This is a genomic window from Mycobacterium sp. NPDC003323, assembly GCF_053589535.1.
Genome location: NZ_JBSFSB010000015.1, coordinates 100,421 through 111,912 on the forward strand (window position 1 = coordinate 100,421; position 11,492 = coordinate 111,912).

9 protein-coding genes are annotated in these 11,492 nt (G+C 68.8%); 6 read left to right on the forward strand and 3 right to left on the reverse strand.

Annotation, left to right across the window (positions count from 1 at the left end; all coding sequences use genetic code 11):
• Positions 1-29: 29 nt before the first annotated feature.
• From ACWDUN_RS24690 to ACWDUN_RS24700, 3 genes are all read left to right on the forward strand, one after another.
• The gene (locus ACWDUN_RS24690) at positions 30-1,220 is read left to right on the forward strand and encodes a hypothetical protein (RefSeq protein WP_449932766.1); all 1,191 of its coding nucleotides are present in this window, start codon (positions 30-32) and stop codon (positions 1,218-1,220) included.
• Between the two features lie 61 nt (positions 1,221-1,281).
• The gene (locus tag ACWDUN_RS24695) at positions 1,282-2,517 is read left to right on the forward strand and encodes a cytochrome P450 (RefSeq protein ID WP_449932768.1); all 1,236 of its coding nucleotides are present in this window, start codon (positions 1,282-1,284) and stop codon (positions 2,515-2,517) included.
• Entirely contained in the window at positions 2,517-3,104 is a 588-nt protein-coding gene (locus ACWDUN_RS24700; protein ID WP_449932770.1) for a TetR/AcrR family transcriptional regulator, read from the forward strand. Before ACWDUN_RS24695 ends, ACWDUN_RS24700 begins: the two co-directional genes overlap by 1 nt.
• Here ACWDUN_RS24700 and ACWDUN_RS24705 read toward each other — a convergent pair.
• Genes ACWDUN_RS24705 through ACWDUN_RS24715 form a run of 3 tightly spaced genes read right to left on the reverse strand, consistent with a single transcriptional unit; the run spans position 3,076 to position 6,676 of the window.
• Entirely contained in the window at positions 3,076-3,789 is a 714-nt protein-coding gene (locus tag ACWDUN_RS24705) for a siderophore-interacting protein (RefSeq protein ID WP_449932772.1), read from the reverse strand. The two genes, ACWDUN_RS24700 and ACWDUN_RS24705, sit on opposite strands and share 29 nt — an antisense overlap.
• 35 nt (positions 3,790-3,824) lie before the next feature.
• Positions 3,825-4,985 carry an acyltransferase family protein gene (locus ACWDUN_RS24710; RefSeq protein ID WP_449932774.1) on the reverse strand — a complete coding sequence of 387 codons (1,161 nt, stop codon included), beginning with the start codon at positions 4,983-4,985 and terminating at the stop codon, positions 3,825-3,827.
• On the reverse strand, positions 4,982-6,676 hold the full coding sequence (locus tag ACWDUN_RS24715; RefSeq protein ID WP_449932776.1) for a DEAD/DEAH box helicase: 1,695 nt from the start codon (positions 6,674-6,676) through the stop codon (positions 4,982-4,984). The genes ACWDUN_RS24710 and ACWDUN_RS24715 overlap by 4 nt, the downstream gene beginning before the upstream one ends.
• 5 nt (positions 6,677-6,681) lie before the next feature.
• Here ACWDUN_RS24715 and ACWDUN_RS24720 point away from each other — a divergent pair, with 5 nt between their 5' ends.
• The 3 genes from ACWDUN_RS24720 to ACWDUN_RS24730 all read left to right on the forward strand — a co-directional run bounded on the left by ACWDUN_RS24720 (position 6,682) and on the right by ACWDUN_RS24730 (position 11,401).
• A complete protein-coding gene (locus tag ACWDUN_RS24720; protein ID WP_449932798.1) occupies positions 6,682-7,296 on the forward strand; it encodes an LppP/LprE family lipoprotein in 615 nt (204 codons plus the stop codon).
• Positions 7,297-7,400: 104 nt separating this feature from the next.
• Positions 7,401-10,805: a TM0106 family RecB-like putative nuclease gene (locus ACWDUN_RS24725; protein ID WP_449932778.1), complete on the forward strand. Its 3,405-nt coding sequence runs from the start codon at positions 7,401-7,403 to the stop codon at positions 10,803-10,805.
• Complete coding sequence (locus ACWDUN_RS24730; protein WP_449932779.1) at positions 10,802-11,401, forward strand: class I SAM-dependent methyltransferase; 600 nt, start codon at positions 10,802-10,804, stop codon at positions 11,399-11,401. Before ACWDUN_RS24725 ends, ACWDUN_RS24730 begins: the two co-directional genes overlap by 4 nt.
• Positions 11,402-11,492 lie beyond the last annotated feature (91 nt).

The window sequence follows — 11,492 nt, forward strand, 5'->3', positions numbered from 1 at the left end:
TATGGGAGGACGGACGGATGGCGACAGGGATGACGAGCCGGCGACCGGGGTTTCTCGCGCCGCTTGCGGTGGTGTTGGGCATCGGCGCCGCGGTCGCCGGCGCCGGGGTGGCCCACGCGGACCCCGGCGCCGACACCGGCGGCGCGACCACGACATCGCAGTCCGCCGGCAGCAGCGCTGCCGATGATCCCTCGGCGACTCGGCCGTCACCGGACGACGCGAAGCACGACGAGAAGGCCGACGACGCACCACGGGACCGCACGGCACGCACCACCGCCGACCGGGACGACACCGGCCCGGCGCTGCAGCGACGCACCGAACCACGCCGCGCGGCGGCGCCGTCGGCCGGTGTGCGATCGGGACCGCAACCGAGCAGGTCGGTCGCCACGCTGGAAGCGCCGACCACACCGGAGCCACCCGCCGCGCAGCCGGCCGCGGCGCCGACCACACCGTCACCGGCCGATCAGGCCGCCACGCCGTACGGCGAGATCGGCAAGTGGATGCTGCGGTGGGGTGGGCAGATCGCGAACTGGGGCGGCAAGAAGTACGGCGGCAAGACGCTGCTGGAGTCGGTCAACGTCATCATCGTCGACCCGAACTCGAGCACGCGGTCGCAGGCGGGCAACCGGCTGAACCAGGCGATGTTCCGGTCCGGGTTCCCGGCGCAGCCGCTGCACAGTTTCGGGTTCCGGGGCCGCATCGACGATGTGACCTACGGGCAGCGGCCCAAGGGGTTGTTGTTGAGCTACTCCAATGACTTCTTCCTACGCCAGAACGATCACGGCCGGATCTTCGGGCCGGACCCGATCGAGACCGAGACGGGATTCGTCTGGAGCGGCGCGTTCAGCACCGAGAAGGTGGGCTTCACCGGATGGCTGCCCGGGCACGTCTACGTCTCGTCGAACCGGGCGCGCGAGTCGCTGGCGACCGCACTCATCAACAGCGGGCAGGCCACCTTCGGCGGCATGGTCGAGCTGGACAACGCCTACCACACCGCCACCACGACCACCGGCGACCACGACGGCATGGCCGTGGTGTTGGTGCTGACCGGGATCGGCGGCCCGCCGCGGCGGGAGATGCTGGTCAACGTCCCGGGTGAGGCGACGTCGGGGCCGATGTCGTCCAGCCGGTCCTGTTCGGTGGTCGCGTCGGCCGGCCTGGCTCCGACGCAATGTCGGTCTGACAGCGCCGTTGTTCCCATATACGCACGACGGAGCTGACAGCCCGACATTGCAAACGGCGACCCTTGACACCGTGAGCGATCTGTCGTAGGCATAAGACATGACAGTCCGAATGTCTCATGGAGCGTCGGCGGTATTCCGGCTCGGCTCTGCCGACACCTGGCCCGACCCGTGGCCGATGTACCGCGCCCTGCGTGACCACGATCCGGTGCACCACGTCATCACCGAGACCCCGGGTCAGGACTACTACGTGATGTCCCGGCACGCCGACATCTGGGCCGCCGCGCGCGATCACCGCACCTACTCGTCCGCGCAGGGATTGACGGTGAACTACGGCGAGCTGGAGATGATCGGGCTCACCGACAACCCGCCCATGGTCATGCAGGACCCGCCGGTGCACACCGAGTTTCGCAAGCTGGTGTCACGCGGATTCACGCCGCGCCAGGTCGAGGCCGTCGAGCCCAAGGTCCGCGAGTTCGTCATCGAGCGCATCGAGCGGTTGCGCGCCGCCGGCGGCGGTGACATCGTCGCCGAGCTGTTCAAACCGTTGCCGTCCATGGTCGTGGCGCACTATCTCGGCGTGCCCGAGGAGGATCGCGGCCAGTTCGATGGCTGGACCGACGCGATCGTCGCGGCCAACACCGCCGACGGCGGGATCGGCGGCGCACTGGAGACGCTCGGCGACGCACTCGGCGGGATGATGGCGTACTTCACCGCGCTGATCGAGAGGCGCCGCACCGAACCCGAGGATGACACGGTGTCACATCTGGTGGCCGCCGGCGTCGGCGCGGACGGCGATATCGCCGGCGTGCTGGCGATCCTGGCGTTCACCTTCACCATGGTCACCGGTGGAAACGACACCACCACCGGGATGCTGGGCGGCTCGGTGCAACTGCTGCACCGCCATCCCGACCAGCGCCGGTTGCTCGCCGAGAGTCCCGATCTGATCCCGGATTCGGTCGACGAGTTCCTGCGGCTGACCTCACCGGTACAGGGGCTGGCCCGCACCACCACCTGTGCTGCGACGGTGGGTGACACCACCATTCCCGCGGGCCGGAAGGTGTTGTTGCTCTACGGTTCCGGTAACCGTGACGAACGCCAGTACGGGCCGGACGCCGCCGAACTCGACATCCGGCGCAAGCCGCGCAACATCCTGACCTTCAGCCACGGCGCGCACCACTGCCTGGGCGCGGCGGCGGCACGGATGCAGTCGCGGGTCGCGCTGGAGGAACTGCTGTCCCGGATACCGGATTTCGCGGTCGACCTGGACAACGTGGTGTGGGCCGGCGGCAGCTATGTCAGACGGCCGCTGTCGGTACCGTTTACAGTGCTCTGATGGGTGATTGGCTGGCCGACCGGCGCTCCGAGGCGGCCGCCGAACGCATTCTGGACGCGGCGGAGGACCTGTTCACCCGGCATGACGCCGCCGCGGTCGGGATGAACGAGATCGCTCGTGCCGCAGGGTGTTCGCGTGCCACGCTGTACCGGTACTTCGAGAACCGGGATGTGCTCTACACCGCCTACGTTCACCGCGAGACGCACCGGCTGTTCGCCGAGATCGGTGAACACCTCACCGCGGTGCCCGACGGGCACGAACGGCTGGTTCAGGGCGCGCTGCTGGCATTGCGGCGGGTTCGCCAAACCCCGGCGCTGGCATCGTGGTTCGCCACTTCGGCCCGCCCGATCGGTGGTGAGATGGCCGAACGCTCCGAGGTGATCCGTGCCCTGGCCGAGGGGTTTCTGGTCTCGATGGGCGATGACCGGCCCGGCGTCACGCTGCGTGCGCGATGGCTGGTGCGCGTGCTGATCTCGCTGCTGCAGTTTCCCGGGGCCGATGACGCCGACGAGCGCGCCATGCTGGAGACGTTCGTGGCGCCGACCGTCGGCCGGTTCGTCAGGCAGCCCAGTACGCCCGCGCCTTGACCGCCTTGCGCGGGATCTTGTAGTCGTCGCGCAGGATCTTGGCCACCGCGCGGGTGGTGCGGTTGTCACAGGCCACCCAGCCGAAGTGCTCGGGCGCGTCGAAGGCGGCGTCGGCGACGGCTTGCACCAGCGCCGCCCCGCCGTCGTGGCGGTCCACCCAGGTGACATCGGGACGGCCGGTGGGAATTTCGCGGTCGTCATCGTGCGCGGACTCCAGGAAGATCTGTGCGGGTGCGTCGCCGATGGCCTGCAGCAGCGAGTTGATCGCCGGCAGCGACGCGGTGTCGCCGACGATGACATAACCCGCGGGTGCCGGTTCGGGGATCGAGAAGTCGCTGCCCAGCACCGTCACCTCCAGGGTGTCACCCGGTTGGGCGTTGCGGGCCCAGCGGGTGGCAACGCCGTCGTGCATGGCGAAATCGATGTCCACCGTGCCGGTTTCGGGATCCGGGTTGACCAGCGTATAGCCACGCTGATGAGAACGCGGACCGTCGGGGAACCAGCCCCGCACCCACATCGTCGGGTGGATGGACTGCTCGGTGAGCAGGTCGGCGGCGGTGAAATGCAGTCTCAGGAAGTTCGCGGTGATCTCGGTGCGTCCGGTGACGGTCAGTTCGTAATCTCCGCCCCGCCACAGCTTGACCAACACGCCTTCGATACCGCGCGACGGCTTCAGATCGATCATGAGCCCTCCTGAGTCTATGCCCAGGTTAGCCTACCCTAAGTTCGACTCGCGCGGTCGCGCACCCTGGTCAGCCGGTGCAGCACCCACGACAGCGGAATGGTGACCGCCATGGTGCCGAAGAACAGTGCCCACATCGAGCCGGTGTAGATCGGGAAGCGCAGGATCTCCACCATCACCAGCTCCATCAGGATCAGGTGGATCAGAAAGATCTCATAGGAGATCTCGCCCAGGAACACCATCGGCCGGCTCGCCATCGCCCGGTAGTACCAGCCGCGGCTGCCGGCGTCACCCGGCAGCGCCAGCGGTGCGACCACCAGCGTCGCGATGACCATGTAGAACACCGTCTTGATCACCGCCTCGCCGAGCTGGGCCGGGGACGTCGTGGGCGCACCCGCCAACGGTGTGGCGGCGATCAGGTAGCAGACCAGGGCCAGCGGCAGGCACACCAGGGCGTACGCGCGTGCACCGGTGGATTCCAGTACCGCCAACAACATTCCGCCGACGAACCAGGCCAGATACGTGGGCAACCACAGCGGGGCACCGTCGGGCAGCCAATCGGTGCTGTGCACCAACCACAGCCAGGCCGGGCTGATCGCGAAAAGCGCTCCCAGCCCGGCGATCAACACCACGGGCTGCCACCGGCGGCGGCACAGCACCACCAGCAGCAGCCAGGCCAGGAATGGCAGCACCAGATAGAACGCCACCTCGACGGCCAGGCTCCACATCTGCGTCATGCCTTGATGCAGATAGGAATACAGGTAGTTGTCGGTGTAGATCTGGGTCAGCGTCAGGTTGCGCAGCAGGCCTTCCCAGGTGTGTCCCGGATTCGGTCCGGCCTCGCGGAAGTGATACACCGCGTACGCGGCGAACACGGTGACGACATAGGCCGGCATGATCCGACGAACCCGGTGCCAGGCGTAGCGGCGCACCGACGGTCCCGGCAAGCCTGCTGCCGACGCGCGCACCCACGGCCGGAACAACAGGAAACCCGACAGCACGAAGAAGATCGGCACCCCGACCTCGGCGCGGGACAGGAACGAGCCGAGGTAGCCCTGGGGATACTTGCCGGTGGTGTAGGCGGCGTGGGTCAGCACCACCAGCAGCGCCGCGACGGCGCGGACGCCGGTGAGCGCAGCGACCCGGCCGGTGGCGGAGACGGACTCCAGACCGCCCAGGGCTTCGCGCTGCGACGTCACGAGTCCTTGCGCCGCGGTTTCTGGCCGCCGCGGTCGGGTTGCAGATTGATCAGCACACCCTGGATCCGGGTGTTCTCCAGCTTCTTGTAGACCTCGCGCGGCAACTTGGCCGGCAACTCCACCAACGAATGGTCGACGCGGATGGCGATGTGCCCGAAATCGCTACGGTGCAAGCCACCCTCGTTGGCGATGGCACCGACGATGGCCCCGGGCGCCACCTTGTGCCGCTTGCCGACCGCGATGCGGTAGGTCGCCAGATCGCTTCGGGTGCTGTGCTTCTTGCGCGGACGGTCCTCGCGACCGCGATCGTCACGGTCAGGGCGATCCTTGCGTTCCTTGCGCTTCTCCGGCGGCGGTTCGGTCATCAGGAACTCTTCGCCGTTACGGGACTGCACGGCCAACGCGGCGGCGATATCGGCCAGCGGCACGTTGTGGTCGCGTTCGTAGTCCTCGATGAGGCGGCGGAACAGGTCGGTGCCGGGGGTGTTGAGGGCCGCGCTGATCGAGTCGCGGAACTTCTCGACCCGCTGGGCGTTGACATCGTCGACCGACGGCAACTGGATCTCGACGAGCTTCTGCCGGGTGACCCGCTCGATCGAGCCGAGCAGATGACGCTCCCGCGGCGTGACGAACAGCAGCGCGGTGCCCGAGCGTCCCGCGCGACCGGTGCGCCCGATGCGGTGCACATAGGACTCCGGGTCGTGCGGGATGTCGAAGTTCACCACGTGCGAGATGCGTTCGACGTCCAGACCGCGGGCGGCGACATCGGTGGCGACCAGGATGTCGATCGACCCGTCCTTGAGCGCGGCGATGGTGCGTTCGCGCACCGCCTGCGGGATGTCACCGTTGATGGCGGCGGCGGCGAACCCGCGCGACCGCAGCTTCTCGGCGACCTCCTCGGTGGCCTGCTTGGTGCGGACGAACACGATCATCGCGTCGCCCTCTTCGACCTCGAGCAGGCGGGTCAGCGCATCCATCTTGCGGGGATAGGACACCTGCAGATAGCGCTGGGTGATGTTCTCGGCGGTCTGGGTCTTGGACTTGACCGTCACCTCGACCGGGTCGTGCAGGTACTTGGCGGTGATCTTCTTGATCGCCGGGGGCATGGTCGCAGAGAACAGCGCGACCTGCTTGTACTCGGGGGTGTCGGCCAGGATGCGTTCGACATCCTCGGCGAAGCCCATCTGCAGCATCTCGTCGGCTTCGTCGAGCACCAGGTAGTCCAGGTGCGAGAGGTTCAGGCTGCCCTTCTCCAGGTGGTCGATGACACGCCCGGGTGTGCCCACGACAACCTGGGCCCCGCGTTTGAGGCCGGCCAGCTGCGGACCGTAGGACGACCCGCCGTAGACGGGCAGCACGTTGACCGACAGATGTGCGCCGTAGCGACCGAAGGCCTCGGCGACCTGCAGCGCGAGCTCGCGCGTCGGCGCCAGGACCAGGGCCTGGGTGTTGCGGCTGGCGGGGTCGATCTTGGACAGGATCGGGATGGCGAACGCGGCCGTCTTACCGGTTCCGGTCTGGGCGAGGCCGACGACATCGGAGCCCGCCAGCATGGGCGGGATGGTCGCCGCCTGGATCGCCGATGGCGACTCATAGCCGACGTCGGTCACCGCCTGCAGCACCGAGGGGTGAATCTGCAGGTCAGCGAAGGTCAGTTCGGCGGCGGGGCTGGGTTCATCGGGCGACGTCATTTCACCTGCAGTCTAGAGTGTGCGCGTCGCCACCCCGGACCGGACGGGCCGCACCGGTACGGTGCGGTGTTGTGAGGTCGACGGCCAACGGTGCACTGATGCTGGCAGCCGCCGTCGTGCTGACGGCATGTGGATCGAGCGATTCGACGGTGTCCAAGACACCGGACGCGCCGGTTCCGGCGCCGGCGACGTCGACCGTCGTCGTGCCGCCCCCGCCGCCACCGGAGCCCGTCCCGGCCGTCGACCCGTGCGCGGTGAACCTCGCCGCGCCCGAGGTGATCCGGGCGGTGTCCGAACTTCCCCGCGACCCGCGCAGCAACCAGCCGTGGAGCCCGGAACCGTTGGCGGGCAACTACAACGAGTGCGCACAGCTGTCGGCGGTCATCGTCAAGGCCAACACCAACGCCGAGAACGCCAACACCCGCGCGGTGATGTTCCACCTCGGCAAGTTCATCCCCACCGGCGTGCCCGACACCTACGGTTTCAACGATGTGGACACCGCCGCCAGCACCGGCGACACGGTCGCGCTGGTGTACACCGGCGGCGTGCCCGGCCTGGACAGCGTGGTCCGCTTCCGCTGGAACGGTGCCGGCGTCGAACTGATCGGCAACACCGGCTGACGTTCGCGGTCGCCGAGACTGACGTTTTGGTGTGATCCACTCGCACAAATTCACCCGTGTGTTCGTTTGGGCGTGGTGTCGGTGCTCTCCCCTAGCCTGGAGCCGTGTTCGCCACTGACGGTCGTGTGATCTACAGCGCCTCCGACCTCGCGGCGGCCGCCCGGTGCGAATACGCCCTGCTGCGCTCCTTCGACGCCCACCTGGGCCGCGGCCCGAAGCTCACCGGTGACGACGAACTGCTGGCCCGCACCTCCGAACTCGGTGACGACCACGAGCAGCGCCACCTCGACCAGTTGCGCGAGGATGTCGAGGTCACCGTGATCGGCCGGCCCCGCTACACCGTCGCCGGGCTGACCGCGGCCGCCGCGCAGACCATGGATGCCATCGAACGGCGCGCCCCGGCGATCTACCAGGCCGCCATGTTCGACGGCAGGTTCGCCGGTTTCGCCGACTTCCTGACCTTCGACGGTCAGCGCTACCGGCTGCGCGACACCAAACTGGCCCGCTCGGTCAAGGTGGAGGCGCTGCTGCAGCTGGCCGCCTACGCCGACACGCTGGCGGCCGCGGGCGTGCCGGTGGCCGACGAGATCGAGCTGCTGCTCGGCGACGGCGCGGTGGCGACCTACCGCGTCGACGAACTGCTGCCGGTGTACCGGCCGCGCCGCGCCGCGCTGGAACGGCTGCTCGACGACCATCTGGCCGGCGGTGAACCGGTGTCCTGGGCCGACTCGGACGTGCGGGCCTGTTTCCGGTGCCCGGAGTGCAGCGAGAAGGTCCGCGACAGCGACGACCTGCTGTTGGTCGCCGGGATGCGGGTCAGCCAGCGGGCCCGGCTGCTGGACGCCGGTATCGGCACCGTGCACCAACTCGCCGCCCACGACGGGCCGGTGCCCGAGCTGTCGCGGCGCACCGTCACCGCTCTGGCCGCGCAGGCCCGGCTGCAGATCGCCGACCGCGAGGACGGTAAGCCGCCCTACGAGATCGTCGACCCGCAGCCGCTGATGGTGCTGCCCGACGCCGACAAGGGTGACCTGTTCTTCGACTTCGAGGGTGACCCGCTGTGGACGCGCAACGGCACCGAGTGGGGCCTGGAGTACCTGTGGGGCGTGCTGACCGTCAACGACGAGTTCACGCCCTACTGGGCGCACGACCGGTCCAGCGAGAAGCGGGCGCTGCAGGACTTCCTGGCGATGGTGCGCAAGCGCCGCAGGCGCTACCCCGACATGCACATCTACCACTACGCGGCCTACGAGAAGAGCACCCTGCTGCGTCTGGCCGGCCGCTACGGCGTCGGCGAGGACGATGTCGACGATCTGCTGCGCAACGGCGTGCTGGTGGACCTGTACCCGTTGGTGCGCAAGAGCATCCGCGTCGGCACCGAGAGTTACAGCATCAAGTACCTGGAGCCGCTGTACATGGGCAACGAGTTGCGCGACGGTGAGGTCACCACCGCCACCGACTCGATCACCCAGTACGCCAGGTACTGTGCGCTGTCCGAACAGGGCCGCCACGAGGACGCCGAGGTGGTGCTCAAGCAGATCGAGGACTACAACCGCTACGACTGCCGGTCGACGCGGCGGTTGCGGGACTGGCTGGTGGCCCGCGCCATCGAATCCGCGGTGCCCCCGCGCGGTCCGCAACGGGTGCGCGACGCCGCCGCCCAGTTGACCGTCGACGTCGCCGACGACACCGAGCGCAAGCTGATGAAGTTCGCCGGGGACGGCACCGAGGTGCGCTCGGCCGAACAGACCGCGGTGGCCATGGTGTCGGCCGCCCGCGGTTATCACAAGCGAGAGGCAAAACCGTTCTGGTGGGCGCATTTCGACCGCGTCAACAATCCCGTCGACGAATGGTCGGACAACGGCGGGGTGTTCATCGCCGAATCGGCCGAGATCGTCAACGACTGGCACACCCCGCCCAAGGCGCGCAAACCACAGCGCCATGTGCTGCTGACCGGTGAGTTGGCCAATGGTGAACTCGCCCATGACATGTACGCGCTCTACGATCCGCCCGCGCCGGTCGGCCTCGCCGACGACCCGGACCGCCGCGCCTTCGGGTCGGTGGCCGTCCTGGAATGCGACGATCCCGAGGTGCCCGGACAGGTCCTGATCTGCGAGCGCCAACCCAAGGACGGCGACGTCTTCGCGCAGGTCCCCTTCGCGCTGACCCCGGGCCCGCCGATCAACACCAAACCGCTGCAGGAATCCATCGCCGCCACCGCCGCACTCGTCGCCGCCGGGCTGCCCAACCTGCCCGCCGACGCCGTCACCGACATCCTGCTGCGCCGGGCACCGCGCGGCCGCACCGGCGCCGCCCTGCCCCGCAGCGGCGTGATCGTCGACGACATCGCCGCCGCCCTGCTGGATCTGGACTCCTCCTATCTGGCGGTGCACGGACCGCCGGGCACCGGTAAGACCTACACCTCGGCGGCCGTCATCGCCCGACTGGTCAACGAGCACCGCTGGCGCATCGGCGTCGTCGCGCAATCGCATGCCGTGGTCGAGAACCTGCTCGGCGGGGTGATCGACGCCGGGGTGCACGCCGACCGGGTCGGCAAGAAAAAGAGTCCCGACCGGCGGTGGCGCGACGTCGGCGAAAAGGACTATCCGGCGTTCATCGCCGACACCGACGGCTGCGTGATCGGCGGCACCGCCTGGGATTTCGCGAACCCGACCCGGGTGCCGCGGGGCGCGCTGGACCTGCTGGTCATCGAGGAGGCCGGCCAGTACAGCCTGGCCAACACCATCGCCGTCGCATCGGCGGGCCGCAGTCTGCTGTTGCTCGGCGATCCGCAGCAGCTGCCCCAGGTCAGCCAGGGCACCCACCCCGAGCCGGTCGACGGATCGGCTCTCGGTTGGCTCGTCGACGGGCACGCCACCCTGCCCGAGGAGCGCGGCTACTTCCTGGACCGGTCCTACCGGATGCATCCCGATGTGTGCCGCCCGGTGTCCCGGCTGTCCTACGAGGGCCGGCTGCGGTCACAGGCGCAGGTCAGCGCCGCCCGCCGGCTCGAAGGCGTCGCAGCCGGGGTGCGGGTGCTGCCCGTCGAGCACACCGGTAATTCCACCGACAGTCCCGAGGAGGCCGACGCCATCGTCGCCGAGATCAACGCCCGCCTCGGTGGCGCATGGACCGACGAGGACGGCACCGTCGCCCTGGATCAGCGGCACGTGCTGGTGGTGACGCCCTACAACGCGCAGGTGGTCACCCTGCGCCGCGCGCTGGATGCCGCCGGACTCGACGAGGTCGAGGTCGGCACCGTCGACAAGTTCCAGGGCAGGCAGGCCCCGCTGGTCTACATCTCGATGACGGCATCCTCGGCCGATGACGTGCCGCGCGGAGTGTCGTTCCTGCTCAACAGGAATCGTCTCAACGTCGCCATCAGCCGCGCGAAATACGCCGCGGTGATCGTGCGGTCGGCCGCGCTGACCGACTACCTGCCGACGACCCCGGCCGGACTGGTCGAACTCGGCGCGTTCTTGGCGTTGACCGCGCCGGAGCATCGGTGAGCACCGAGCGGTGGAACCACAACATCCACTACCACCGCGTCATCCTCGACGCCGTCCCGGCCGGTGCCCGCACGGCGCTGGACGTCGGCACCGGTAACGGACTGCTGGCGGCCGACCTGCACCGGCACATCGCCGATGTGACGGCCATCGACACCGACGCCGCGGTGCTCGCCTCGGCACGCACGGAGGATCCGGGCGTCACCTGGGTCGCCGGTGACGTGATGAGCCACCCCTTCGCGCCGGGGTCGTTCGATGTCGTGGCCTCGGTGGCGACCATCCACCATCTGCCCGGCCTGCACCGCGCGCTGATGCGGCTGGCCGATCTGACCGCGCCCGGCGGGGTGCTGGCCGCCGTGGGGCTGGCCAGGAGTACCCGGCCGATCGACGGGCTCTATGACGTCGCCGGCATGGTCGAGCACCGTCGGTACACCCGTCGACTCGGCTTCTGGGAGCATTCGGCGCCGATGGTCTGGCCGCCGCCGCACAGCTACGCCCAGGTCCGGCGCACGGCGCGCGTCGCGCTTCCCGGTGTCCGCTGGACCCGGCTACCGATGTGGCGTTACGCGCTGGTGTGGCACAAACCTCTGCGCCCCTAGGAGACTGCTGAATTAAGGGTGTTTGGGGCGGGGTGCCTCAGAGCGCTCTGTGGCGCGTGAGTGTAAGTCAGACCCTGAGGTCGACAGATTC

What these genes read in the sequence shown, in the direction of transcription:
- ACWDUN_RS24690 (WP_449932766.1), top strand. Translation starts at nt 30, where the DNA reads ATGACGAGCCGGCGACCGGGGTTTCTCGCGCCGCTTGCGGTGGTGTTG.
- ACWDUN_RS24695 (WP_449932768.1), top strand. Translation starts at nt 1,282, where the DNA reads ATGACAGTCCGAATGTCTCATGGAGCGTCGGCGGTATTCCGGCTCGGC.
- ACWDUN_RS24700 (WP_449932770.1), top strand. Translation starts at nt 2,517, where the DNA reads ATGGGTGATTGGCTGGCCGACCGGCGCTCCGAGGCGGCCGCCGAACGC.
- ACWDUN_RS24705 (WP_449932772.1), bottom strand. Translation starts at nt 3,789, where the DNA reads ATGATCGATCTGAAGCCGTCGCGCGGTATCGAAGGCGTGTTGGTCAAG.
- ACWDUN_RS24715 (WP_449932776.1), bottom strand. Translation starts at nt 6,676, where the DNA reads ATGACGTCGCCCGATGAACCCAGCCCCGCCGCCGAACTGACCTTCGCT.